The organism is Pseudomonas sp. HMWF006 (assembly GCF_003061205.1).
Lineage (GTDB): Bacteria > Pseudomonadota > Gammaproteobacteria > Pseudomonadales > Pseudomonadaceae > Aquipseudomonas > Aquipseudomonas monsensis.
Map to the genome: position 1 here is coordinate 1 of NZ_QAIU01000335.1, position 24,849 is coordinate 24,849.

Genomic DNA, 24,849 nt, shown 5'->3' on the forward strand with positions numbered 1-24,849 from the left:
GCATTTCCAGCAGCACTACTTCGGCCGCCGTCAAATCACGGTTGGCCGGCAGCAGTTGATAACCGCCGTGCTCGGAATAGTGCATGGCCTGGGCCAGATCGCATTCGCCGATCAGCAGGTCGTAGACCGAGTTTTCCAGGCCATGTTTATCCACACCGCTACCCATGGTGGCGTTGCCCTGTGGATCGAGATCGATCAACAGCACCCGGCGCTTGGTGGCGACCAGGGATGCTGCGAGGTTGATACAGGTGGTGGTCTTGCCCACACCACCCTTCTGGTTCGCTATCGCGAATACCTTAGCCATTCTTGCTTGTGTTCCCAATCATGCCGTGCGGCGCAGTATCAGCAGATGGCGTTGGCCTTGGCAACCGGGTACGGCCAGGGCGTGTTCGCTATCGAGTTTGAAGTCTGCCGGCAATGCTACCAGCTCATCGGCCGGATGAACGCCCTTCATTGCCAGCCAGCGTGTATCGGCATCGCCGAGGTGGCGAGTCCAGTTGGTGAAGTTTTCCATGCTGCTGAACGCCCGGGAAATGATCCCGTTGAACGGCTGCGCAGGCTGGAACGCTTCGACGCGACTGTGGATAACTTGCAGGTTATCCAGTTTGAGTTCGAGTTTGACCTGGGTCAGGAAACGGGTTTTCTTGCCGTTGCTGTCCAGACAGGTGACTTGCGCGTCCGGGTACAGGATCGCCAACGGAATCCCCGGCATGCCGCCGCCGCTGCCGACGTCAAGCCAGCGGCCGTTTTCGATGAACGACATCACGCTCAGACTGTCGAGCAAGTGCCGCGAAACCATTTCGTCCGGGTCGCGCACGGCAGTCAGGTTGTAGGCCTGGTTCCATTTGATCAACAGGGCCAGATAACCCAGCAGCAATTCGTGCTGGGTTTCAGTGAGATTGACACCGAGCGCGCGGGCTCCTGTGGATAACTCCTCGGCGTGTTGCGAAGTGACCTTAGAACTCAAGCGCTTTGCTCCAACTGACGGCCCGCGCCGCGTTTTTTCAAATGAATCATCAACAGCGAAATCGCTGCCGGGGTCACGCCCGGAATCCGCGAAGCCTGACCGAGCGTCTCCGGACGCGTCGCACCCAGCTTGCTCTGGATCTCCTTGGAGAGACCGGAAATGTTGGTGTAGTCGATATCCACAGGCAGTTTCGTGTCTTCGCTGGCGCGCAAACGGGCGATTTCGTCCTGTTGACGGTCGATGTAACCGGCATATTTGGTCTTGATCTCAACCTGTTCAGCGACCTGTGGGTCTTCGGCGCCGTTGCCGGTCACTTCGACCAGACCAGCGTAGTCGATTTCCGGACGACTCAAGAGGTTGAGCAAGTTGTATTCGTGAGTCAGCGGCGTGCCGAATTTTTCGGCAATCGCATCGCCCTGCTGCGTGCCCGGGCGTACCCAGGTGCTTTTCAAGCGCTGCTCTTCAAGTTCGATGCTTTCGCGTTTCTTGCAGAAGGCCGCCCAGCGCGCGTCATCGACCAAGCCGAGCTCGCGACCTTTTTCGGTCAGACGCAGGTCGGCGTTGTCCTCACGCAGAATCAGACGGTATTCGGCACGGGACGTGAACATACGGTACGGCTCTTGGGTACCGAGGGTGATCAGGTCGTCGACCAACACGCCGATGTACGCTTCATCGCGACGCGGACACCAGGCTTCTTTGCCCTGCGCACGCAATGCAGCGTTGGCGCCCGCGAGCAGACCTTGTGCACCGGCCTCTTCGTAGCCGGTGGTGCCGTTGATCTGCCCGGCGAAGAACAGACCGCCAATGACTTTGGTTTCCAGGCTGTACTTCAGGTCGCGCGGATCGAAGTAGTCGTACTCGATCGCATAACCCGGACGCACGATGTGCGCGTTTTCCATGCCGCGGATCGATTGCACGATCTGCAATTGCACGTCGAATGGCAAGCTTGTGGATATCCCGTTCGGATACAGCTCATGGGTGGTCAGACCTTCCGGTTCGATGAACACCTGATGGCTTTCCTTGTCGGCAAAGCGGTGAATCTTGTCTTCGATCGACGGGCAGTAACGCGGGCCGATGCCTTCAATCTCGCCGGCAGCCGAATACATCGGCGAACGGTCGAGGTTCGCCGCGATGATTTCGTGGGTACGGGCGTTGGTGTGGGTAATCCAGCAACTGACCTGACGCGGATGCTGTTCCTTGTTGCCCATGAACGACATCACCGGGATCGGTGTATCACCCGGTTGCTCGGTCATCACCGAGAAATCCACAGATTTGCCATCAATACGCGGCGGCGTACCGGTTTTCAGCCGCCCGACTCGCAAGGGCAGTTCACGCAGACGATGAGCCAGGGCAATCGACGGCGGATCACCGGCGCGACCGCCGGAAAAATTCTGCAAACCGATGTGGATAAGTCCACCGAGGAAAGTACCGGTGGTCAACACCACGGAATCGGCGAAGAACCGCAGACCCATTTGCGTGACAACACCACGCACTTGTTCCTGCTCGACGATCAGGTCGTCAGCAGCCTGTTGAAATATCCACAGGTTCGGCTGGTTTTCCAGGATCTCGCGGACAGCGGCCTTGTACAGAATGCGGTCGGCTTGCGCACGGGTCGCCCGTACGGCAGGGCCTTTACGGCTGTTCAACACGCGAAACTGGATGCCGCCCAGGTCGGTCGCCATGGCCATCGCGCCGCCAAGGGCGTCAATTTCCTTGACCAGATGGCTTTTGCCGATGCCACCGATGGCCGGGTTGCAGCTCATGGCACCGAGGGTTTCCACGTTATGCGTCAGCAACAGGGTTTTTGCCCCCATACGTGCTGAGGCCAGTGCTGCCTCGGTACCGGCATGACCGCCGCCGATGACGATCACTTCAAAACGGGAAGGGAAATCCACCACGCACCTCGTGCCTGCTTAATTAGGTCATTCAGGAATAGTTTGAGATCAGGTTTCTGGACCTGGTCGACAAGTATAGGGACTTCGCCCTTCCTAAAGAACCCTTTGCACAAAATTTAACCAGCTGTGGAGAACTCGAAGTTAAAAGAATAAAAAAGAGAGAAATTTATAAAACCTTTGTTTTTATGTTTATTCTTACTGCCCATCCTTTCTGTGGATAGATCTCTACAGGCCTTTATTTTCAATATGTACAGAGATTCAAAACTCTGTGGTCATGTGCCCATGAGGCCCTTGGATAACCGGTGTAAGCCTGTGGATGAATGAGGTGGTTATCCACAGGGCGGGTTATATCCAGTTTTGAGGCCCTGTTATCAACTGACCTCAGTGGCAGTTATTCACAGAGCTTAATCCACAGAAATCTGATGAACGAGGAGACAGCGGGCAGCGGAAAACCGCTCAGGGCGGAAAAATCTGCCCGGCACTCGTGGAAGGAATTTAAAAAGGAGGGAAGCAGACAGGTCGCGAACGGACCTGTCTGTGAATAGCAGGAGAGTTATTTGCCGATGCAGAAGCTGGAGAAGATCCTTCCAAGCAAATCATCCGAGCTGAATGCCCCGGTGATTTCACCCAGAGCGTGCTGTGCCTGACGCAAATCTTCAGCCAACAGTTCACCGGCCCCGGCCAGCGTCAATTGTGCGCGTCCGTGTTCCAGCGCTGCACTGGCGTGGCGCAGCGCTTCCAGATGCCGGCGGCGTGCGCTGAAACTGCTTTCCGAGGTCTGTTCGTAGCCCATGCAGGATTTGAGGTGTTCGCGCAGCAATTCCAGCCCCTCACCCGCCGATTTGGCGCTGAGGCTGATGGTGACGTGGCCATCCTCGCTGACTTCCAGGGCAATCGCTTCGCCCGTCAGATCCGCCTTGTTGCGGATCAGGGTCACTTTCGCCGGATCGGGCCGGGTTTCGAGGAATTCCGGCCACAGGGCAAACGGATCTGCTGCTTCCGGCGCTGTCGCATCGACGACCAACAACACTCGATCGGCTTCTGTGATGGCCTTGAGCGCACGTTCCACGCCGATCTTTTCCACCTGATCGTCCGTATCGCGCAGACCAGCGGTATCCACCACATGCAACGGCATGCCGTCGATGTGGATATGTTCGCGCAGAATGTCCCGCGTGGTGCCGGCGATCTCGGTGACGATCGCAGCTTCACGCCCCGCCAAAGCATTCAACAGGCTGGACTTGCCGGCATTCGGTCGGCCGGCGATCACTACGGTCATGCCATCGCGCAGCAATGCGCCCTGCCCGGCTTCGCGCAGCACTGTGGATAATTCGTCGCGTACCTTGTCGAGCATGCTCAGCACATGGCCATCGGCAAGGAAGTCGATTTCTTCTTCCGGAAAGTCGATGGCCGCTTCGACATAGATTCGCAGGCTGATCAACTGCTCGGTCAGGTTATGCACACGCTGGGAGAACGCTCCTTGCAAGGAACGCAGGGCATTGCGTGCTGCCTGTGCAGAACTCGCCTCGATCAGGTCGGCAATCGCTTCGGCCTGGGCCAGGTCGAGTTTGTCATTGAGGAATGCTCGCTCACTGAATTCGCCCGGGCGAGCCAGACGGCAGCCCAGTTCCAGGCAACGCTTGAGCAACATGTCGAGAACGATCGGGCCACCGTGGCCCTGCAGTTCCAGCACGTCTTCGCCGGTGAACGAGTTCGGGCCGGGAAAATACAGCGCCAGGCCTTCATCGAGCACCTGTTGGTCGTCACTGAAAAACGGCCCGTAATGGGCATAACGCGGTTTCAGTTCTCGGCCGCTGATGGCTTTCGCTGCAACACTGGCCAACGGCCCGGAAATACGGACGATGCCCACACCGCCACGACCTTGAGCGGTGGCGACAGCGGCGATGGTTTCACGAGGTGTGCTCATAAACCGGAATCCAGACAAAAGTGGCAGATAGCAAAACGCCCCACTAGGGGGCGTTTTGAGTGGTGTTATCCACAGTGCAAGTTACGCCTCGGCTTTTTTCGTCGCCGCTTCGATCTTACGCGTGATGTACCACTGTTGTGCAATCGACAGGCAGTTGTTCACAACCCAGTACAGCACCAGACCTGCAGGGAACCACAGGAAGAAGAAGGTGAAGATGATTGGCATCATTTTCATGACCTTCGCCTGCATCGGATCCGGCGGAGTCGGGTTCAACTGCTGCTGGATGAACATGGTTGCACCCATGATGATCGGCAGAATGAAGAACGGATCCTTGATCGACAGGTCAGTGATCCACAGCATGAACGGCGCCTGGCGCATTTCCACGCTTTCCAGCAGAACCCAGTACAGCGAAAGGAAAACCGGCATCTGCACGAGGATCGGCAAGCAGCCGCCCAGTGGATTGATCTTCTCTTTCTTGTACAGCTCCATCATGGCTTGCGACATTTTCTGCCGGTCATCGCCATGTTGCTCTTTCAGAGCCGCCAGTTTCGGCGCAACGGCACGCATGCGCGCCATCGACTTGTAGCTGGCAGCCGACAGAGGGAAGAACAGACCCTTGATCAGCATGGTCAGGAAGATGATCGACCAGCCCCAGTTACCGACAATGGCGTGGATGTGTTGCAGCAGCCAGAAGATTGGCTGGGCAATGAACCACAGAATGCCGTAGTCGACGGTCAGTTCCAGACCTGGGGACAACTCTTTCAACACCGCCTGGCTTTTCGGACCGGCGTACAGCACAGCGCTGGTTTCAACTTTGGCACCCGGAGCAGCGGTCAGTGTAGGACCGGTGTAACCGATGATGTAGTTGCCTTTGCTGTCTTTACGGGTCTGGACGATGTTGTTTTCGCCCTTGGCCGGAATCCAGGCTGTCACGAAGTAATGTTGCAGCCAGGCGACCCAGCCACCGGTGACGGTTTCTTTCAGCTGTGCCTTGTCCATGTCCTTCATGGACACTTTCTTGTACGGCTCCGAACTTGTCCACAGGGCAGCGCCCAGGTAAGTCGCGGTGCCAGTAGCGGTTGTGGACGAAGGATCAGCGCTGTTATCGCGCTTCAGCTGGGCAAACATCGCGCCGCTCCAGGGCTGTGCGCTCTGGTTATCCACAATGTAGGAAACGGCTACGTCATACAGGCCGCGTTTCAGGGTGAAACGCTTGATGTAGTTGACGCCGTCCTTGCTGAATTTCAGGTCGACGACCAGTTGGTCCTGACCGTCAGCCAGTTGATAAGTCTTCTTCTCCGAGGAGTAAACCGGACGACCGGCAGGATTTGCATCCGGGCCGTTGGTACCGATCAGACCGCTTTGTGCCAGATAAACACGTTCGCCGCCGTTATCGAACAGCTGGAACGGCACATCAGGACGATCCTGACGACGTGGATACAGAGGCAAGGTCAGTTGAGCAACGTCACCACCCTGTGGATCGATCGCCAGATCGAGCACGTCGGTTTTGATCTGGATCAGATCCTTGCTGGCGGCTACCGGAGTTTCGGCAGGTGCGCTGGTATCGCTAGCGGCGCGCGGAATGTCGTCACTGGCGGCAGTGTTATTGCCAGTGGCGGTGTCCGGCAAACCGGATGTAGTCGTACTGGAAGCAACATTCTGAGTCGGCAGGGCAGCCTGGCCATAGTCCTGGTTCCATTTAAGAACCATAACGTAGGACACGATTGCCAGGGCGACGATCAGGATCGTGCGTTTGATATCCATGATTACTCGGCCATCGAAGAAGAACGGGAGGTAGGGATAGGTGGAACCGGGTCATAACCACCGGGATTCCACGGATGACAGCGACCTAAACGACGAAAGGTCAGCCAGCCACCGCGCAGAAGGCCATGATTTTCGATGGCTTCTAACGCGTAGCAGGAACAACTGGGGTAGAAACGACAGTGGTCGGCCATCAGGGGACTAATGGCGTAGCGGTAAAACTGGATCGGAACGAGGGCCAGTTTACGCATCTGGACTGTCTACCCCTACAGTTTCGGTTTTGACTGCCGGAACCGGCTTGTTACGAGCCAGACGCTTCCAGAGTTTGCCGAAATGCTGAATCAATTCGGGGTTTTCTACATCACCCAAACCTTTGCGCGCGACGATAACGATGTCCCAGCCAACCAGTGAATCCTGGTGCAGACGGAACGATTCGCGCATCAGACGTTTGAGGCGATTGCGCTCAACGGAGAGCTTTACGCTCTTTTTCCCGATAACCAGCCCAAGACGGGGGTGATCAAGATCGTTGTTGCGTGCAAGGAGCAGGAGATTTTTCCCCGGAACCTTGCCGGTAGGGGAGTCAAAGACTGCCTTGAAATGCCGGGGAGTAAGCAAACGCTTTTCCCGACTGAAGTCCTGACTCACCTCCAGTGCCGGATTATCAAACTGCCAGACGCGCACGACCTTTGGCGCGACGACGCGACAGGACGGCACGACCGTTCTTGGTAGCCATGCGAGCACGGAAACCGTGGGTACGAGCGCGTTTGATAGTGCTTGGTTGGAAAGTACGTTTCATGTCGTGTTACCTGGTTCGTCCACAACGGGCCGGAATGGCCCCCGTTTTAAGAGACCGGGGATTCTAGAGAAAGCAAGCCTTCAGGTCAATTTCCAACCAACGTTTCCTTATAAATAGATCTCCGGAGCGTTTCTTCGGGAATGCGTGTTCGCCATACATAAAAATAAAGAAGGGAATTATTTAAAGCTTTTCTGTAAAGCTTATAAAAGCTAGACCCGCCTCCTTCTGTGGATAAGTGCCATAAGCCCTTGTACGACGTGATGTACAGAGAATGACAACTACAGTGGAAAACCGTGTTCAGCCTGTGCTGCGCTGTCGGATAACCTGTGTGTGGAAAGGGCTGTTATCCACAGGCAGGTTATCCACCGAGTTTCGCCCCCAGTTGTCCAGTGCCCTCAGAGGCGGTTATCCACAGAGCTTATTCACACACCGTTGGTCGCCTTTTTAGTGGTTAACGCATTGATAAATCATGATCGGCAGGCCACCTGCATGTGGATAAGTGGACGGCTCGCCGCTACAATGGCCGCTTGTTTTTGCCTCACCGGCTTTCAACTTAGGGGATATCCGTGTCAGTGGAACTTTGGCAGCAGTGCGTGGAGCTTTTGCGCGATGAGCTGCCTGCCCAACAATTCAACACCTGGATCCGTCCACTACAGGTCGAAGCCGAAGGCGACGAGTTGCGCGTCTACGCACCGAACCGTTTCGTGCTGGACTGGGTCAACGAAAAGTACCTTGGCCGTGTCCTTGAACTGCTGGATGAGCATGGCAACGGCATGGCGCCCGCGCTTTCCTTATTAATAGGCAGCAAGCGCAGCTCGGCACCCCGGGCTGCGCCGAATGCACCATTGGCCGCCGCGCAGGTTTCCCAGGCGCAGGCGACTGCCGCTCCGGTCAGCGCGCCTGCCCCTGCACCCGCCCCAGCTGCGGCCAAGCGCTCCACGCAGAAAAGCGCCGAAGTCAGTGAAGAGCCGTCCCGCGACAGCTTCGATCCGATGGCCGGTGCCGCGTCGCAACAGGCTCCGGTTCGCGCCGAACAGCGCACCGTGCAGGTCGAAGGCGCGCTCAAGCACACCAGTTACCTGAACCGCACCTTTACCTTCGAAAACTTCGTCGAAGGTAAATCCAACCAGCTCGCCCGCGCAGCGGCCTGGCAGGTGGCGGATAACCCGAAGCACGGCTACAACCCGCTGTTCCTTTATGGTGGCGTCGGCCTGGGTAAAACCCACTTGATGCACGCGGTGGGTAACCATCTATTAAAGAAGAACCCGAATGCCAAGGTTGTGTACCTGCATTCGGAGCGCTTCGTGGCCGACATGGTCAAGGCGCTGCAACTGAACGCGATCAACGAGTTCAAGCGTTTCTACCGTTCGGTGGATGCTTTGCTGATCGACGATATTCAGTTCTTCGCTCGCAAAGAGCGCTCGCAGGAAGAGTTTTTCCACACCTTCAACGCCCTGCTTGAAGGTGGCCAGCAGGTCATTCTCACCAGTGACCGCTACCCGAAAGAAATCGAAGGCCTTGAAGAGCGCCTCAAATCCCGCTTCGGCTGGGGCCTGACCGTTGCTGTCGAGCCGCCTGAGCTGGAAACCCGTGTCGCGATCTTGATGAAGAAGGCCGACCAGGCCAAAGTCGAGTTGCCGCACGATGCCGCGTTCTTCATTGCCCAGCGCATTCGCTCCAACGTCCGTGAGCTGGAAGGCGCGCTGAAACGCGTGATCGCCCACTCGCACTTCATGGGTCGTGACATCACCATCGAGCTGATTCGCGAATCCCTGAAAGACCTGTTGGCGTTGCAGGACAAACTGGTCTCTGTGGATAACATTCAGCGCACTGTCGCCGAATACTACAAGATCAAGATCTCCGACCTGCTGTCCAAGCGCCGTTCGCGCTCGGTGGCTCGTCCGCGTCAGGTGGCCATGGCATTGTCCAAGGAACTGACCAACCACAGCCTGCCGGAAATCGGCGATGTGTTTGGCGGCCGCGACCACACGACCGTGTTGCACGCCTGCCGCAAGATCAACGAACTTAAGGAATCCGACGCGGACATCCGCGAGGACTACAAGAACCTGCTGCGTACACTGACCACTTGATGAACACCAGCGCAGCTTATTAAGGCAAGGGACTAGACCATGCATTTCACCATTCAACGCGAAGCCCTGTTGAAACCCCTGCAACTGGTCGCAGGCGTCGTCGAGCGCCGACAGACCTTGCCGGTACTCTCCAACGTGCTGCTGGTTGTAGAAGGCCAGCAACTGTCGCTGACCGGTACCGACCTGGAAGTCGAGCTGGTCGGTCGTGTGCAACTTGAAGAGCCGGCTGAAACAGGCTCCATCACCGTGCCTGCGCGCAAGCTGATGGACATCTGCAAAAGCCTGCCCAACGATGCGCTGATCGACATCAAGGTCGACGAGCAGAAGCTGGTGGTGAAGGCCGGTCGTAGCCGCTTCACCCTGTCGACCCTGCCCGCCAACGACTTCCCGACCGTTGAAGAAGGCCCGGGCTCACTGACCTGCAGCCTGGAGCAGAGCAAACTGCGTCGTCTGATCGAACGCACCAGCTTCGCCATGGCCCAGCAGGACGTGCGTTATTACCTCAACGGCATGTTGCTGGAAGTTTCGGCGGGTGTGATTCGCGCCGTGGCCACCGACGGTCACCGTCTGGCGATGTGCTCGATGCAGGCCGATATCGTTCAGCCGGATCGCCACCAGGTGATCGTGCCGCGCAAAGGTATTCTCGAACTGGCCCGTCTGCTTACCGAACCTGATGGCAATGTCAGCATCGTGCTCGGCCAGCACCACATCCGCGCCACCACCGGTGAGTTCACCTTCACTTCGAAACTGGTTGACGGCAAATTCCCGGACTACGAGCGTGTACTGCCCAAAGGTGGCGACAAACTGGTACTGGGCGATCGTCAGGCCCTGCGTGAAGCGTTCAGCCGTACTGCGATTCTGTCCAACGAGAAGTACCGCGGCATTCGTTTGCAACTGGCCAGCGGTCAGTTGAAGATCCAGGCCAACAACCCGGAGCAGGAAGAAGCGGAAGAAGAAGTGGGCGTTGAATACAACGGCGGCTCGCTGGAAATCGGCTTCAACGTGAGCTACTTGCTCGACGTGCTGGGCGTGATGACCACTGAGCAGGTTCGCTTGATCCTGTCCGACTCCAACAGCAGTGCGCTGGTGCAAGAGTCCGACAATGACGACTCGGCTTACGTTGTCATGCCGATGCGTCTGTAATCAGCTGATTCTGGATGTCCTTAAGTCGTGTTTCGGTCACCGCGGTGCGCAATCTGCACCCGGTGACCTTCTCCCCCTCCCCCCGCATCAACATTCTTTACGGCGCCAACGGCAGCGGCAAAACCAGTGTTCTGGAAGCCATTCACCTGCTGGGGCTTGCCCGTTCGTTTCGTAGCACGCGGCTGTTGCCGGTCATTCAGTACGAACAACTCGCCTGCACCGTCTTCGGTCAGGTCGAGCTGGCCGAGGGTGGTCACAGCGCGTTGGGGATCTCCCGTGACCGTCAGGGTGAGTTCCAGATCCGCATCGACGGCCAGAACGCCCGTAGCGCTGCGCAACTGGCCGAGATCCTGCCGCTGCAGTTGATCAACCCCGACAGCTTCCGCCTGCTCGAAGGGGCGCCGAAGATTCGCCGGCAGTTTCTCGATTGGGGTGTGTTCCACGTCGAGCCGCGGTTCATGGCCACTTGGCAACGTTTGCAGAAGGCCTTGCGCCAGAGAAACTCCTGGCTGCGGCATGGTACACTTGACGCCGTTTCGCAAGCGGTTTGGGACAGGGAACTGTGCCAGGCCAGCGCTGAAATCGATGAATACCGCCGCGCTTACATCAAAGCCTTGAAACCAGTCTTTGAACAGACCTTGAGCGAACTGGTTGAGCTTGAAGGTTTGACGCTCAGCTATTACCGAGGCTGGGACAAGGACCGGGAATTGAGTGCCGTACTGGCTGGCTCCGTGCAACGGGATCAGCAAATGGGTCATACCCAGGCCGGGCCGCAACGCGCTGACTTGCGTCTTAGATTGGGCGCACACAACGCCGCGGACATCTTGTCCCGGGGTCAGCAGAAGCTGGTGGTCTGTGCCTTGCGGATTGCCCAGGGGCATCTGGTGAGCCAGGCCCGACGCGGGCAGTGTATTTATCTGGTGGATGACTTGCCGTCCGAGCTGGACGAGGCCCACCGTCGCGCGCTGTGCCGCTTGCTGGAAGACTTACGCTGCCAGGTGTTCATCACCTGTGTAGATCACGAATTATTGAGGGAAGGCTGGCAGACGGAAACGCCAGTCGCTCTGTTCCACGTGGAACAGGGCCGTATCACCCAGACCCACGACCATCGGGAGTGAAGGCATTGAGCGAAGAAAATACGTACGACTCAACGAGCATTAAAGTGCTGAAAGGCCTGGATGCCGTACGCAAACGTCCCGGTATGTACATTGGTGACACCGACGATGGCAGCGGTCTGCACCACATGGTGTTCGAGGTGGTCGACAACTCGATCGACGAAGCCCTCGCCGGCCATTGCGACGACATCAGCATCATCATCCACCCGGATGAGTCCATCACCGTTAAAGACAACGGCCGTGGCATCCCGGTAGACGTGCACAAAGAGGAAGGCGTTTCCGCCGCCGAGGTCATCATGACCGTCCTCCACGCCGGCGGTAAGTTCGACGACAACTCCTACAAGGTATCCGGCGGTCTGCACGGTGTAGGCGTATCGGTAGTGAACGCCCTGTCCGAAGAGCTGGTACTGACTGTGCGCCGCAGCGGCAAGATCTGGGAACAGACCTATGTCCACGGCGTGCCTCAGGCACCGATGGCCATCGTTGGCGACAGCGAAACCACCGGCACCCAGATCCACTTCAAGGCTTCCAGCGAAACCTTCAAGAACATTCACTTCAGCTGGGACATCCTGGCCAAGCGCATTCGTGAACTGTCCTTCCTCAACTCCGGTGTCGGCATCGTCCTCAAGGACGAACGCAGCGGCAAGGAAGAGCTGTTCAAGTACGAAGGCGGCCTGCGTGCGTTCGTTGAATACCTGAACACCAACAAGACTGCGGTCAACCAGGTGTTCCACTTCAACATCCAGCGTGAAGACGGCATCGGCGTGGAAATCGCCCTGCAGTGGAACGACAGCTTCAACGAGAACCTGTTGTGCTTCACCAACAACATTCCGCAGCGCGACGGCGGCACCCACTTGGTGGGTTTCCGTTCGGCCCTGACGCGTAACCTGAACAACTACATCGAGCAGGAAGGTCTGGCGAAGAAGCACAAAGTCGCCACCACCGGTGACGATGCCCGTGAAGGCCTGACCGCGATCATCTCGGTGAAGGTGCCTGATCCGAAGTTCAGCTCGCAGACCAAAGACAAACTGGTGTCTTCCGAAGTGAAGACTGCGGTCGAGCAGGAGATGGGCAAGTACTTCTCCGACTTCCTTCTGGAAAACCCGAACGAAGCCAAGCTGGTTGTCGGCAAGATGATCGACGCGGCCCGTGCCCGTGAAGCAGCGCGCAAGGCCCGTGAGATGACCCGCCGCAAAGGCGCGCTGGACATCGCCGGCCTGCCGGGCAAGCTCGCTGACTGCCAGGAAAAAGACCCGGCACTCTCCGAACTGTACCTCGTGGAAGGTGACTCCGCGGGCGGCTCTGCCAAGCAGGGACGTAACCGCAAGACCCAGGCGATCCTGCCGTTGAAAGGCAAGATCCTCAACGTCGAGAAGGCACGCTTCGACAAGATGATCTCGTCTCAGGAAGTGGGCACGCTGATCACCGCGCTGGGCTGCGGCATCGGTCGCGAAGAGTACAACATCGACAAACTGCGTTATCACAACATCATCATCATGACCGATGCTGACGTCGACGGTTCGCACATCCGTACCCTGCTGCTGACCTTCTTCTTCCGTCAGTTGCCGGAGCTGATTGAGCGTGGCTACATCTACATCGCCCAGCCGCCGCTGTACAAGGTCAAGAAAGGCAAGCAAGAGCAATACATCAAAGACGACGACGCCATGGAAGAGTACATGACGCAGTCGGCCCTGGAAGATGCGAGCCTGCACCTGAATGAAGAAGCCCCGGGCATTTCCGGTGAAGCGCTGGAGCGTCTGGTTAACGACTTCCGCATGGTGATGAAGACCCTCAAGCGTCTGTCGCGCCTGTACCCGCAGGAGCTGACCGAGCACTTCATCTACCTGCCGGCTGTCAGCCTGGAAATGCTTGGCGACCACGCCAAGATGCAAGACTGGCTGGCCCAGTACGAAGTGCGTCTGCGCACCGTCGAGAAGTCGGGTCTGGTCTACAAGGCCAGCCTGCGTGAAGACCGTGAACGTGGCGTGTGGCTGCCAGAGGTCGAACTGATCTCCCACGGCCTGTCGAACTACGTCACGTTCAACCGCGACTTCTTCGGCAGCAACGACTACAAGACCGTCGTCACCCTCGGCGCTCAACTGAGCACCCTGCTCGACGAGGGCGCGTACATCCAGCGTGGCGAGCGCAAGAAAGCGGTCACCGAGTTCAAGGAAGCCCTCGACTGGCTGATGGCCGAAAGCACCAAGCGCCACACCATCCAGCGATACAAAGGTCTGGGCGAAATGAACCCGGATCAGCTGTGGGAAACCACCATGGACCCAAGCGTGCGCCGCATGCTGAAAGTCACCATCGAAGACGCCATCGGCGCAGACCAGATCTTCAACACCCTGATGGGTGATGCGGTCGAACCTCGCCGTGACTTCATCGAGAGCAATGCTCTGGCGGTATCCAACCTGGACTTCTGATTCCGGTCGGCGTCAAACAAAAGGCCAACGCAGATGCGTTGGCCTTTTTATTGGCAGAGTAAAAGATCGCAGCCCAGTAGGCGCTGCCAACGGTTGCGATCTTTTACTTTCTATTCGGACCCCGCCGCCACACTCTCCAACCGGTACCCATACCCATAAATCGTCAGCAACTGCCACCCGCGATCCGCTGTCAGTCCCAGTTTGTTGCGCAGCCGATAGATATGCGTATCCAGTGGCCGAGACGACGCCATCTCTTCATGTGGCCAAAACCGTTCATACAGATAATCCCGTGATAACGGCCGGCCAAGATTGCTGAACAGGCAGCGGGCCAGGCGATACTCGCGCTCGGTCATGACGATCGGTTTGCCCTCGCGGGTGACGGTCAGTTCGGCATCATCAAAGGTCAGGTCATTGAAGCTCAGCACTTCCGTTGCAGCCGTGCGCTGCTGGCTGTGCCGGCGCAGTACTGCGGCCACCCGTGCTTTCAACTCGTTGGGTCTGAACGGTTTACTGACGTAATCGTCAGCACCGGCATTCAGTGCCTGGACGATATCGCTCTCGCCATCGCGACTGGTGAGCATGATCGCCGCCGGCGGGGCTTCCATGTGTTCGCGGGTCCAGCGCAGCAGGGCCAGCCCGGTGAGGTCGGGCAGTTGCCAGTCGAGGATAAGCAGGTCGAAGGTTTCCCGGCGCAGCTGGCGCAGCAAGTCTTCCCCGCGCTCGAAACTGTGCAGTGACCAGGGCTGCTCGCCGGCGCTGGCCATTTGCTGCAGGGTTTGCTCGACCCGGCGCAGTTCGGCCGGTTCATCGTCCAGTATCGCAACGCGCATACGCGGTGATTCCTTGATGCTTGGGCTGTTGGCCGTGAACCATAGTCGCTCGGCCGATGCCATGAAAGTAAGCGGCCCGCCGTTGGTCGACGTCCGCTATGATTCTTCGGGTCTACGTCTCAGACCTGTGCCCCATGAAACCATTCACACTGCCCTGCTCTTTTTGTCCATGACCAGCCCGCGCCGGCGTGAAAGCCGTGAACCCAGTCAAGTGCAGCGCCTGTTTCGCCAACTGGTGCGTGAGTGGTTGTGGATAAGTCTAGTGCTGTTACCGCTGACTGCGCTGTTGTCGTATCGGGCACAGGTCAACTTGCATGACACCTCGCCGGGTATGGGCGCTTTGCTATCCGTTGGCCTCGTGGCGGGTGTGCTTGGATTGCTGTTGTGGCGACCGCGCTGGGCGCTCTGGATAACACTGGTTGGCATGGCGGGTGTGTTGATAACCAGCGCGGGCCTGGCTGAAATCCGCCATTGGTGGTCGCCTACGCCTGCGGTGCTGGGCATGCTGTTTGGTTATCTGATCTGGAACTGGCGGCGTCTGAGTGTGGTGCTGACCTATTTTGGATGGGAGTTGGCGCGGCTGGACAGTGAGCCGAAAGTATTCCCTGAACGCCGCCGCACACAATTCACCGGGGCTGATCACTTGCAGGGCCAGATCATGGCGCTTGAGCAAGCCATGAGCCGCACCCGCGACACTCGGCGTTTTATCGCCGATGGCCTGGAGTATCTGCCGGTGGCGACCCTGATCAGCGATCCCAAAGGGCAGATCCTTTTGGGCAATCGCAAGGCGCGGAGCCTGTTTGATAACAATCTGGTGGGCGACGATGTGCTCGGTCAACTGGCACTGCTTGGCTATCCCGAGTTATCCACAGAGCCACGCCCCTCGCTGTCCTCCCTGCCCCTGCTGGAATTTCGCGATCACAAGGAACGTAGCCTGCGCCTGGAGCGCGCCGCGTTGCTGCCCGTCGACGGGGACACGCCGATCGGCTGGTTGTTGAGCCTGACCGACCTCAGTGCCGAGCGCGCCGCCGAGGAACAACGCGGAGTTCTGCTGCGCTTCTTGTCTCATGACCTGCGTGCGCCGCATTCGGCGATCCTCGCTCTGCTCGATGTGCACCGTCATCAGGCGGGCGCAGACTCGCCATTGTTCGAGCAGATCGAGCGCCAGGTACGCCGAGCGCTGGATCTGACCGATGGTTTCGTGCTGCTGGCACGCGCCGAGTCCGAGTCCTATCACTTTCAGCCGAGTCTGTTCGCCATGCTGGTGCTGGATGTACTGGATCAAGCATTGCCCATCGCCCAGCAGAAACGCATCGAGCTGCTGCATGACATGGATGAGCCATCCCAGGAGCGGCTGGTCATGGCCGATCAGGCCCTGCTGACCCGGGCCTTATTCAACCTGCTGGAAAATGCGATCAAGTACAGTCCCGCCGACACCACCATTCAATTGCGTGTCAGTTGCCACGCACAATGGTTGCGCTGCGAACTGACGGATCAGGGCAAAGGCATCGCCGCCGAGGAGTTGCCTGACCTGTTCAGCCAGTACCGGCGGTTTTCCTCTGCGCAAGGCATTGATGGCGTCGGCCTCGGCTTGTCGATGGTCAAAGCTGTGGTCGACCATCATGGCGGCCGGATCGACTGTCAAAGCGTCGTCGATCAAGGCACAACCTTTCTGCTTGAGCTGCCGCTTATCCACGAATGACAGGCACAAAAAAACCGGCTATATCAGCCGGTTTTTTTACATCCAAAAAAAACTTATGCACGTTTTTCGATGTTTTATTAGCTTGAGAAATATGTATATAAATCAATTACTTGATTTCAATATTCTGGCTTTTTCAACAAAACCGTACACAGGTTATCCACAAAATTCAGACAGCCACCTGATCGCTTCCGGCCGAGGCCTGTGGCGCCGGTGGCAGCGAGCCCATGTCCCGTTGCGCCTGTTCGTTCCAGGCTTGCACCCGGTCGTTCAGATCGGCAATGGCGCGCGGGCCAGTGCCTTCGGCATACATCGGCTCGCCGATGACCACGGTGATCACGCCGGACATCTTCCCCCAGCCGATTTTCGGCCAGAATTTGCCGGCATTGTGTGCAATCGGCAGCACCGGAAGCGCCGCATTGACGGCCAGTGCGCTACCACTGCGGGAGAACTTGCCGACAGTGCCGTAGGGCACGCGGGTCCCTTCCGGGAAGATCAGCACCCAAACGTTGTCCTTGAGCAACTCGTCACCCTTCGCCGCCACTTGCTTGAGCGCGGCTTTCGGGTTGTCGCGATCAATCGCGATCGGTCGCAGCATGGCCATGGCCCAGCCGAAGAACGGCACGTACAGCAGTTCGCGTTTGAGCACCTGGCTCAACGGCGAGAAATAAGCGGAGAGAAAGAACGTCTCCCAGGTGCTCTGGTGGTTCGACTGAATCACGCAGGGCCGCTCAGGCACGTTTTCCGCGCCTTTGATTTCGTAACCGATCCCGAGAAACACCTTGGTCAACCACAAGGCGCAGCGACACCAGTACACGTTGATAAAACGATAACGCGCCTTGAATGGCAAAAACGGCGCGATAAAAAAACTCAAGCTGCACCACAGCAGGGAGGTGGTGCCCAGCAGCAGGTAAAAGAGAAAAATTCTGATGGCCCGCAGTATCGACATAGTGACGTTTACCGTTACGGGGCAATGCCCGAGTGTTCAAACGCACTCCCGATCAATCCCTGGTCAGGAATTCAGAAGTACTCTAGTTGTGGATAAGTTCTGCGGCAATCGCCGCCAGATCGTCAAAAATCAGAGTGCCAACCGGCAGGGTTTTGCCCTGAGTCTTTGCGCCTTTTCCGGTCTTTACCAAAACTGGCTGTGAATCGACGGCTTTGGCGGCCTCCAGGTCACCAAGGCTGTCGCCGACGAACCAGACATTGGCCAGCTCGACGTTGTAATGCGCCGCGATGGTTTTCAACATCCCCGGTTTCGGCTTGCGACAATCGCAACCTTCGTCCGGCCCATGCGGGCAATACACGATCAAACCGACTTCACCGCCCTGCTCCGCCACGAGCGTACGCAGGCGCGCGTGCATGGCGTCGAGGGTGGTGAGGTCGTAGTAGCCGCGAGCAATGCCCGACTGGTTGGTGGCCACCGCCACCGTCCAGCCGGCCTTGCTCAACTGCGCAATCGCCTCGATCGAGCCGGGCAGCGGAATCCACTCCTCTACCGACTTGATGTAAGCGTCGGAGTCGTAATTGATCACTCCGTCCCGATCGAGAATCAGCAGTTTCAACAGCAGTCCCTCAACCCAGCAGCGAAATGTCGGCAACACCCAGGAACAAGCCACGCAGGCGCGCCAGCAGCGCATAGCGGTTGGCCCGGACCTTGGCGTCTTCGGCATTGACCATGACGGCGTCGAAGAACGCATCCACCGGCTCGCGCAGGGCGGCCAGGCGAGCCAGCGATTCGTTGTACTGACGCGCGGCGGCCATTGGCTGCACCGCCTGATCCGCTTGCTGGATCGCCGAGTACAGCGAGAACTCGTTGGCGTTGTCGAAATACTTGGCCTCGACCACGGTCGGCACCGAGCCTTCGACTTTGCTCAACAGGTTCGACACACGCTTGTTCACCGCCGCCAGCGCTGCCGCTTCCGGCAGTTTGCGGAAGGCCTGCACCGCTTGCACACGCTGGTCGAAGTCCAGCGCCGAACCCGGCTTCAGGGCACGCACCGACAGGTAGGTCGCGACATCCACGCCTTCGTCTTCGTAACGCGCACGCAGACGGTCGAAGATGAACTCCAGCACCGCTTCGTTGAGGCCGGCAGCCTTGACCTTGGCACCGAACGCAGTCACGGCGAAAGCCACGGCGTCGTTCAGGTCCAGATCGAGTTTTTTCTCGATCAGGATACGCAGCACACCCAATGCCGCACGACGCAGGGCATACGGGTCTTTGCTGCCGGTCGGCAGCATGCCGATACCGAAGATACCGACCAGGGTGTCGAGCTTGTCAGCGATCGCAACGGCGGCACCGGTCAGGGTTGCCGGCAGTTCAGCACCGGCACCACGTGGCATGTATTGCTCGTTGAGGGCCAGCGCGACGTCTTCCGGCTCGTTGTCGTTCAGTGCGTAGTAGTAACCGGCGACACCTTGCATCTCCGGGAACTCGCCGACCATTTCGGTGGCCAGGTCGCACTTCGACAGCAGACCCGCACGAGCGGCCCACGAAGCGTTGCCGCCAATGCGCGCGGCGATGTACGCAGCCAGTTTGGAAACGCGCTCGGCCTTGTCGTAGACGCTGCCGAGTTTTTCCTGGAACACCACGTTCTTCAGGCGATCATTGAAGGCTTCGAGCTTCTGCTTCTTGTCTTGCTTGAAGAAGAACTCGGCGTCGGTCAGGCGTGGGCGCACCACCTTCTCGTTACCGGCGATGATCTGCTGCGGGTCTTTGCTTTCGATGTTGGCCACAGTGATGAAACGTGGCAGCAACTTGCCGTCGGCATCCAGCAGGCAGAAGTACTTCTGGTTGTCCTGCATGGTGGTGATCAGTGCTTCCTGCGGCACATCGAGGAAACGTTCCTCGAACGAGCACACCAGCGGCACCGGCCATTCAACCAGGGCGGTCACTTCGTCGAGCAGTGCTGGCGGAACGATTGCCGTGCCTTCCTGACGGGTCGCCAGTTCTTCGGTGCGCTTGCTGATGATTTCGCGACGCTCGTTGGCGTCGGCCAATACATAAGCGGCACGCAGGTCAGCGAGATAGCTCGACGGCGAACCGATGCGCACGCTTTCCGGGTGGTGGAAACGGTGACCACGGGAGTCACGGCCAGCCTTTTGCGCGAGGATGGTGCAGTCGATGACCTGGTCGCCGAGCAGCATCACCAGCCACTGGGTCGGACGCACGAACTCTTCCTTGCGCGCACCCCAACGCATGCGTTTCGGGATCGGCAGGTCGTTCAGCGAATCTTCGACGATGGTCGGCAGCAGACTTGCGGTCGGCTTGCCGGCGATGTTCTGGCTGTAGCGCAGTTTCGGACCGCTCTGGTCGATTTCGCTCAGCTCGACGCCGCACTTCTTGGCAAAGCCCAGTGCCGCTTGAGTCGGGTTGCCTTCAGCGTCGAACGCCGCCTGACGTGGCGGGCCGTCGAGGTTGATGCTGCGATCCGGCTGCTGGGTGGCCAATGCGGTGATCAGCACAGCCAGACGACGCGGCGCGGCGTAGACGGTTTTGGTTTCGTAGCTCAGACCTGCCGCTTGCAGGCCCTTGTCGATACCGGCGAGGAACGCTTCAGCCAGGGTGTTCAGGGCTTTGGGTGGCAGTTCTTCGGTGCCCAGTTCAACCAGAAAATCTTGCGCACTCATTGTGCAGCCTCCAGCTTGGCCAGTACTTCGTCACGCAGGTCCGGGGTCGCCATCGGGAAGCCCAGCTTGGCGCGTGCCAGCAGGTAGGCTTGCGCAACGGAACGCGCCAGGGTGCGTACGCGCAGAATGTATTGCTGACGCGCGGTCACCGAGATCGCCCGGCGCGCATCCAGCAGGTTGAAGGTGTGCGACGCCTTCAGGACCATTTCGTAGCTTGGCAACGGCAGCGGCTGGTCGAGCTCGATCAGGCGCTTGGCTTCGCTTTCATAGAAGTCGAACAGTTCGAACAGTTTGTCGACGTTGGCGTGTTCGAAGTTGTAGGTGGACTGCTCCACTTCGTTCTGGTGGAACACGTCGCCGTAGGTCACTTTGCCGAACGGACCGTCAGCCCAGACCAGGTCGTAGACCGAATCCACGCCTTGCAGGTACATGGCCAGACGCTCGAGACCGTAAGTGATCTCGCCGGTCACCGGGTAGCACTCGATGCCGCCCGCTTGCTGGAAGTAAGTGAACTGAGTCACTTCCATGCCGTTGAGCCAGACTTCCCAGCCCAGACCCCAGGCGCCGAGGGTCGGCGATTCCCAGTTGTCTTCGACGAAGCGGATGTCGTGGACCAGCGGGTCCAGGCCGACATGCTTGAGGGAGCCCAGGTACAATTCCTGGAAGTTGTCCGGGTTCGGCTTCAGGACTACCTGGAACTGGTAGTAGTGCTGCAGACGGTTCGGGTTTTCGCCGTAACGGCCGTCAGTTGGACGGCGGCTTGGCTGCACGTAAGCGGCGTTCCAGGTTTCCGGGCCGATGGCGCGGAGGAAGGTCGCGGTGTGGAAAGTGCCGGCGCCTACTTCCATATCGTAGGGCTGAAGTACCACGCAACCTTGCTCGGCCCAGTATTGCTGGAGCGCGAGGATCAAGTCTTGGAAGGTACGCACGGCTGGCGTAGGCTGGCTCACGAAATTCACCTGTTTCTTGGGCTGCGATTTAAAGAGCGGGAGTATACCCGATTCATTGCTGCGCACGCCCCCTGGAGCCTTATGCCACGCTGCTTTTGGTGTACCGAAGATCCGTTGTACATGGCTTATCACGACCAGGAGTGGGGCACGCCGCTACGCGATGCGCAGGGTTTGTTCGAGTTGCTTTTGCTCGAAGGGTTCCAGGCCGGGCTGTCCTGGATCACCGTGCTGCGCAAGCGCGAGCGTTATCGCGAAGTGTTGTTCGGCTTCGACGTACAACGCGTGGCGCAGATGAGCGACGCCGAAATCGACGAATTGATGCTCGACCCCGGGATCATCCGCAACCGCCTCAAGCTCAATGCCGCCCGGCGCAATGCCCAGGCCTGGCTGGCGCTGGAGGACCCGGTGGCGTTTCTCTGGTCGTTCGTTGGCGGCCAGCCGATCATCAATCACTTCAAGGATCGCAGCGAAGTTCCGGCGATCACCCCCGAAGCGCTGGCGATGAGCAAAGGCCTGAAAAAGGCCGGGTTCACGTTCGTCGGCCCGACCATTTGCTACGCGTTGATGCAGGCCTCGGGCATGGTCATGGATCACACTCAGGATTGCGACCGCTACGCGCAGCTCGCCAACGGCGGTTAGAATGGCCGCCTCGCGCACCGCACAAGATCAGGAGTGACCTGTGGAAAAGTTTAAAGGCGCCTTGCTGGTAGGCGCTCTGCGGCTGTTTGCCCTGCTGCCATGGCGGGCCGTGCAGGCCGTTGGTTCGGCTATCGGCTGGGTCATGTGGAAAACCCCTAACCGTTCTCGCGACGTGGTGCGGATCAACCTCGCCAAATGTTTTCCACAGATGGACCCGGCCGAACGTGAGCGTCTGGTCGGCCAGAGCCTGAAAGACATCGGCAAGTCGCTGACCGAAAGCGCTTGCGCGTGGATCTGGCCGGCACAGCGCTCCATTGATCTGGTGCGCGAAGTCGAAGGCCTCGACATTCTCAAGGACGCATTGGCCTCGGGCAAAGGCGTAGTCGGCATCACCAGCCACCTGGGCAACTGGGAAGTGCTCAACCACTTCTATTGCAGCCAGTGCAAACCGATCATTTTTTATCGTCCGCCCAAGCTCAAGGCTGTGGATGAATTGCTGCGCAAGCAGCGTGTGCAACTGGGCAACAAAGTCGCCGCCTCCACCAAGGAAGGCATCCTCAGTGTGATCAAGGAAGTGCGCAAAGGTGGTGCAGTGGGCATTCCGGCTGACCCGGAACCGGCCGAATCCGCCGGGATCTTCGTGCCGTTCTTCGCCACGCAGGCGCTGACCAGCAAGTTCGTGCCAAACATGTTGGCTGGCGGCAAGGCCGTGGGTGTGTTCCTGCATGCGCTGCGCCTGCCTGACGGCTCTGGCTACAAAGTGATTCTCGAAGCCGCGCCCGAAGCCATGTACAGCACCGATACCGCCGAGTCTTGCGCAGCGATGAGTAAAGTCGTCGAGCGTTACGTGGCGGCGTACCCGAGCCAGTACATGTGGAGCATGAAGCGCTTCAAGAAACGTCCGCCGGGCGAAGAGCGCTGGTATTGAGCTGATTGGCATGTTCTGTGGATAACCTCACTGCCGAGGTTATCCACAACCGTTCATCAAAGGGCGCAACAAGATGTCCGAACACCGCAAATCGTTTCGCATCAAGATCACTCACGACAGCTTCGGCGAATGCCTCGGCCAGACGCGCAACCTCACGCCTACCGGCGTGTATGTGCAGCATCCGCGGCTGGCGTCGTTGCCCAAAGGCGCAGTGGTTTACGGACAGGTGCAGGGTTTACCCACAGGTGCGCCACGGGTGCGCATGGAAGTGGTGACGGTGGATGCCGAGGGTATCGGTCTTCGCTACCTCTGATTTATTGCGCCTGACGATCGAGCTTTTTCAAAAACACCGCCATTTCCTTCTCGGCCTGCTTGTCGCCATGGACGCGAGCTGCTTCCAGACCTTGTTCCCACGCCTGCCGCGCAGCGGCGTGATCGCCCAGCGCCAGGTGTGCCTTGCCCAACAGTTTCCAGGCCGCCGAGTACTTTGGATCGAAGCCGACACAGCGCTCAAAGTGCTCGGCAGCCTTGGCATTTTCCCCAAGATCCAGATAGCCCTTGCCCAGGCCGAAGCGCAGCAAGGAGTTATCCACACCCTTGGCGAGCATTTTTTCCAGGGATTCGAGCATCGGTGGATTCCTTTTCTGCTGTGTCAGGGAAGATCTGTGGCGCTGTCATCGCTGGCAAACCAGCTCCCACAGGGTTCTCGGGTGCACATCACATATGTGAACAACCACAAAACCTATGGGAGCTGGCTTGCCAGCGATGGGGCCAATGAAGGCAACGCTCATTCCGGATCAGAAGAAGCTCAACCCCACATGAAACAGCTTCTCCACATCGCGAATATGCTTTTTATCCACAAGGAACAGGATCACATGGTCGCCCGCTTCGATCACCGTGTCATCGTGGGCGATGATCACCTGTTCGTTGCGAATGACCGCGCCGATGGTGGTGCCCGGTGGCAGGCCGATCTTCTCGATCGGTTTGCCAATTACCTTGCTCGACTTCGCATCACCGTGGGCAATCGCCTCGATGGCTTCCGCAGCACCGCGACGCAGTGAGTGCACACTGACGATATCGCCGCGGCGCACGTGCGCCAGCAAGGTGCCGATGGTCGCAAGCTGCGGGCTGATGGCGATGTCGATGTCGCCGCCCTGAATCAGATCGACGTAGGCCGGATTGTTGATGATCGTCATCACCTTCTTCGCCCCCAGCCGTTTGGCCAGCAACGACGACATGATGTTGGCTTCGTCATCGTTGGTCAGCGCGAGGAAGATGTCGGCGTCGGCGATGTTCTCTTCCAGCAGCAGGTCGCGGTCGGAAGCGCTGCCCTGCAACACCACGGTGCTGTCGAGGGTGTCGGAGAGATAGCGGCAACGTGCCGGGCTCATCTCGATGATCTTCACCTGATAACGGCTTTCGATGGCCTCGGCCAGGCGTTCACCGATTTGCCCGCCGCCAGCAATGACAATGCGTTTGTAGGTTTCGTCGAGGCGGCGCATTTCGCTCATGACCGCGCGAATATTCTCACGGGCGGCGATGAAGAAGACTTCATCGTCCGCTTCGATCACCGTGTCGCCTTGCGGCAGGATCGGTCGGTCACGGCGGAAAATCGCTGCCACGCGAGTCTCGACATTTGGCATGTGCTCGCGCAACTGCCGCAGTTGCTGACCCACCAACGGCCCGCCGTAATAGGCGCGCACCGCGACCAGTTGCGCTGCACCCTCGGCGAAGTCGATCACCTGCAAGGCGCCGGGATGCTGGATCAGGCGCTTGATGTAGTTGGTCACCACTTGCTCGGGGCTGATCAGCACGTCGACCGGGATCGCTTCGTTCTGGAACAACTGCTCCTCGCGATTGAGGTAGGACGCTTCGCGCACCCGGGCGATCTTGGTCGGGGTGTGGAACAACGTGTGGGCAACCTGGCAGGCGACCATGTTGGTCTCGTCGCTGTTGGTCACCGCCACCAGCATGTCGGCATCGTCGGCGCCGGCCTGACGCAGCACCGACGGCAGCGAGCCCCGGCCCTGCACGGTGCGGATGTCGAGGCGGTCGC

23 protein-coding genes are annotated in these 24,849 nt (G+C 58.6%); 8 read left to right on the forward strand and 15 right to left on the reverse strand.

Features of this window, described 5'->3' with window-relative positions; translation table 11 throughout:
• The 8 genes from DBR24_RS13405 to rpmH all read right to left on the reverse strand — a co-directional run.
• Positions 1-304: ParA family protein (locus DBR24_RS13405; protein WP_146189038.1), on the reverse strand; the 304-nt coding region annotated here is incomplete at its 3' end.
• An 18-nt stretch (positions 305-322) separates the two neighbouring features.
• Positions 323-967, reverse strand: a complete 645-nt coding sequence (gene rsmG / locus DBR24_RS13410; protein ID WP_122842119.1) for a 16S rRNA (guanine(527)-N(7))-methyltransferase RsmG — start codon at positions 965-967, stop codon at positions 323-325.
• Positions 964-2,862, reverse strand: coding sequence for a tRNA uridine-5-carboxymethylaminomethyl(34) synthesis enzyme MnmG (gene mnmG / locus DBR24_RS13415; protein WP_123470094.1), 1,899 nt, complete (start codon positions 2,860-2,862; stop codon positions 964-966). The genes rsmG and mnmG overlap by 4 nt, the downstream gene beginning before the upstream one ends.
• Positions 2,863-3,415: 553 nt before the next feature.
• Entirely contained in the window at positions 3,416-4,786 is a 1,371-nt protein-coding gene (gene mnmE / locus DBR24_RS13425) for a tRNA uridine-5-carboxymethylaminomethyl(34) synthesis GTPase MnmE (RefSeq protein WP_128615001.1), read from the reverse strand.
• A gap of 81 nt (positions 4,787-4,867) precedes the next feature.
• The gene (yidC, locus tag DBR24_RS13430) at positions 4,868-6,550 is read right to left on the reverse strand and encodes a membrane protein insertase YidC (RefSeq protein WP_123470098.1); all 1,683 of its coding nucleotides are present in this window, start codon (positions 6,548-6,550) and stop codon (positions 4,868-4,870) included.
• 2 nt (positions 6,551-6,552) lie between these two features.
• Positions 6,553-6,798 (reverse strand): membrane protein insertion efficiency factor YidD, encoded by a 246-nt coding sequence (gene yidD, locus DBR24_RS13435; RefSeq protein WP_010565858.1) that lies wholly within the window; start codon positions 6,796-6,798, stop codon positions 6,553-6,555.
• Positions 6,791-7,192: a ribonuclease P protein component gene (gene rnpA, locus DBR24_RS13440; RefSeq protein ID WP_011336726.1), complete on the reverse strand. Its 402-nt coding sequence runs from the start codon at positions 7,190-7,192 to the stop codon at positions 6,791-6,793. Before rnpA ends, yidD begins: the two co-directional genes overlap by 8 nt.
• Positions 7,193-7,208: 16 nt before the next feature.
• Complete coding sequence (rpmH, locus tag DBR24_RS13445; RefSeq protein ID WP_003213577.1) at positions 7,209-7,343, reverse strand: 50S ribosomal protein L34; 135 nt, start codon at positions 7,341-7,343, stop codon at positions 7,209-7,211.
• 566 nt (positions 7,344-7,909) lie between these two features.
• Here rpmH and dnaA point away from each other — a divergent pair.
• Genes dnaA through gyrB form a run of 4 tightly spaced genes read left to right on the forward strand, consistent with a single transcriptional unit; the run spans position 7,910 to position 14,117 of the window.
• Positions 7,910-9,433, forward strand: coding sequence for a chromosomal replication initiator protein DnaA (gene dnaA / locus DBR24_RS13450; RefSeq protein ID WP_128615002.1), 1,524 nt, complete (start codon positions 7,910-7,912; stop codon positions 9,431-9,433).
• A gap of 39 nt (positions 9,434-9,472) precedes the next feature.
• Positions 9,473-10,576 (forward strand): DNA polymerase III subunit beta, encoded by a 1,104-nt coding sequence (dnaN, locus tag DBR24_RS13455; protein WP_128615003.1) that lies wholly within the window; start codon positions 9,473-9,475, stop codon positions 10,574-10,576.
• Positions 10,577-10,590: 14 nt separating this feature from the next.
• Positions 10,591-11,694 carry a DNA replication/repair protein RecF gene (recF, locus tag DBR24_RS13460; RefSeq protein WP_123470104.1) on the forward strand — a complete coding sequence of 368 codons (1,104 nt, stop codon included), beginning with the start codon at positions 10,591-10,593 and terminating at the stop codon, positions 11,692-11,694.
• A 5-nt stretch (positions 11,695-11,699) separates the two neighbouring features.
• Entirely contained in the window at positions 11,700-14,117 is a 2,418-nt protein-coding gene (gene gyrB / locus DBR24_RS13465) for a DNA topoisomerase (ATP-hydrolyzing) subunit B (protein ID WP_007960764.1), read from the forward strand.
• Positions 14,118-14,227: 110 nt separating this feature from the next.
• Here the strand turns inward: gyrB and DBR24_RS13470 are convergent, their stop codons facing one another.
• Positions 14,228-14,947 carry a response regulator transcription factor gene (locus tag DBR24_RS13470; protein WP_123470106.1) on the reverse strand — a complete coding sequence of 240 codons (720 nt, stop codon included), beginning with the start codon at positions 14,945-14,947 and terminating at the stop codon, positions 14,228-14,230.
• Between the two features lie 169 nt (positions 14,948-15,116).
• On the opposite strand from DBR24_RS13470, the gene DBR24_RS13475 reads away from it, so the two are divergent.
• The gene (locus DBR24_RS13475; protein ID WP_128615004.1) at positions 15,117-16,649 is read left to right on the forward strand and encodes a HAMP domain-containing sensor histidine kinase; all 1,533 of its coding nucleotides are present in this window, start codon (positions 15,117-15,119) and stop codon (positions 16,647-16,649) included.
• Between the two features lie 166 nt (positions 16,650-16,815).
• Here DBR24_RS13475 and DBR24_RS13480 read toward each other — a convergent pair whose 3' ends face one another.
• From DBR24_RS13480 to glyQ, 4 genes are all read right to left on the reverse strand, one after another.
• Positions 16,816-17,595: a 1-acyl-sn-glycerol-3-phosphate acyltransferase gene (locus tag DBR24_RS13480; protein ID WP_128615005.1), complete on the reverse strand. Its 780-nt coding sequence runs from the start codon at positions 17,593-17,595 to the stop codon at positions 16,816-16,818.
• 82 nt (positions 17,596-17,677) lie between these two features.
• A complete protein-coding gene (gene gmhB / locus DBR24_RS13485) occupies positions 17,678-18,217 on the reverse strand; it encodes a D-glycero-beta-D-manno-heptose 1,7-bisphosphate 7-phosphatase (RefSeq protein WP_177490547.1) in 540 nt (179 codons plus the stop codon).
• A gap of 4 nt (positions 18,218-18,221) precedes the next feature.
• Entirely contained in the window at positions 18,222-20,276 is a 2,055-nt protein-coding gene (gene glyS / locus DBR24_RS13490) for a glycine--tRNA ligase subunit beta (protein WP_123470111.1), read from the reverse strand.
• The gene (gene glyQ / locus DBR24_RS13495; protein ID WP_003187265.1) at positions 20,273-21,226 is read right to left on the reverse strand and encodes a glycine--tRNA ligase subunit alpha; all 954 of its coding nucleotides are present in this window, start codon (positions 21,224-21,226) and stop codon (positions 20,273-20,275) included. Before glyQ ends, glyS begins: the two co-directional genes overlap by 4 nt.
• An 81-nt stretch (positions 21,227-21,307) precedes the next feature.
• On the opposite strand from glyQ, the gene DBR24_RS13500 reads away from it, so the two are divergent.
• From DBR24_RS13500 to DBR24_RS13510, 3 genes are all read left to right on the forward strand, one after another.
• Positions 21,308-21,865, forward strand: a complete 558-nt coding sequence (locus tag DBR24_RS13500) for a DNA-3-methyladenine glycosylase I (protein ID WP_128615007.1) — start codon at positions 21,308-21,310, stop codon at positions 21,863-21,865.
• Between the two features lie 40 nt (positions 21,866-21,905).
• Positions 21,906-22,793 carry a lysophospholipid acyltransferase gene (locus DBR24_RS13505; RefSeq protein ID WP_128615008.1) on the forward strand — a complete coding sequence of 296 codons (888 nt, stop codon included), beginning with the start codon at positions 21,906-21,908 and terminating at the stop codon, positions 22,791-22,793.
• Positions 22,794-22,866: 73 nt separating this feature from the next.
• Positions 22,867-23,106, forward strand: coding sequence for a PilZ domain-containing protein (locus DBR24_RS13510; RefSeq protein WP_123470115.1), 240 nt, complete (start codon positions 22,867-22,869; stop codon positions 23,104-23,106).
• Position 23,107: 1 nt separating this feature from the next.
• Here the strand turns inward: DBR24_RS13510 and DBR24_RS13515 are convergent, their stop codons facing one another.
• Positions 23,108-23,422, reverse strand: a complete 315-nt coding sequence (locus tag DBR24_RS13515) for a tetratricopeptide repeat protein (protein ID WP_123470116.1) — start codon at positions 23,420-23,422, stop codon at positions 23,108-23,110.
• Positions 23,423-23,590: 168 nt separating this feature from the next.
• The coding region (gene trkA / locus DBR24_RS13520; RefSeq protein ID WP_256591462.1) for a Trk system potassium transporter TrkA at positions 23,591-24,849 on the reverse strand (1,259 nt) is incomplete at its 5' end.

Bases quoted from the DNA above. Each gene is read 5' to 3' on its own strand.
- mnmE (WP_128615001.1), bottom strand. From the start codon at position 4,786: ATGAGCACACCTCGTGAAACCATCGCCGCTGTCGCCACCGCTCAAGGT.
- yidC (WP_123470098.1), bottom strand. From the start codon at position 6,550: ATGGATATCAAACGCACGATCCTGATCGTCGCCCTGGCAATCGTGTCC.
- yidD (WP_010565858.1), bottom strand. From the start codon at position 6,798: ATGCGTAAACTGGCCCTCGTTCCGATCCAGTTTTACCGCTACGCCATT.
- rpmH (WP_003213577.1), bottom strand. From the start codon at position 7,343: ATGAAACGTACTTTCCAACCAAGCACTATCAAACGCGCTCGTACCCAC.
- dnaN (WP_128615003.1), top strand. From the start codon at position 9,473: ATGCATTTCACCATTCAACGCGAAGCCCTGTTGAAACCCCTGCAACTG.
- recF (WP_123470104.1), top strand. From the start codon at position 10,591: ATGTCCTTAAGTCGTGTTTCGGTCACCGCGGTGCGCAATCTGCACCCG.
- DBR24_RS13470 (WP_123470106.1), bottom strand. From the start codon at position 14,947: ATGCGCGTTGCGATACTGGACGATGAACCGGCCGAACTGCGCCGGGTC.
- DBR24_RS13475 (WP_128615004.1), top strand. From the start codon at position 15,117: ATGACCAGCCCGCGCCGGCGTGAAAGCCGTGAACCCAGTCAAGTGCAG.
- DBR24_RS13480 (WP_128615005.1), bottom strand. From the start codon at position 17,595: ATGTCGATACTGCGGGCCATCAGAATTTTTCTCTTTTACCTGCTGCTG.
- glyS (WP_123470111.1), bottom strand. From the start codon at position 20,276: ATGAGTGCGCAAGATTTTCTGGTTGAACTGGGCACCGAAGAACTGCCA.
- DBR24_RS13500 (WP_128615007.1), top strand. From the start codon at position 21,308: ATGCCACGCTGCTTTTGGTGTACCGAAGATCCGTTGTACATGGCTTAT.
- DBR24_RS13510 (WP_123470115.1), top strand. From the start codon at position 22,867: ATGTCCGAACACCGCAAATCGTTTCGCATCAAGATCACTCACGACAGC.
- DBR24_RS13515 (WP_123470116.1), bottom strand. From the start codon at position 23,422: ATGCTCGAATCCCTGGAAAAAATGCTCGCCAAGGGTGTGGATAACTCC.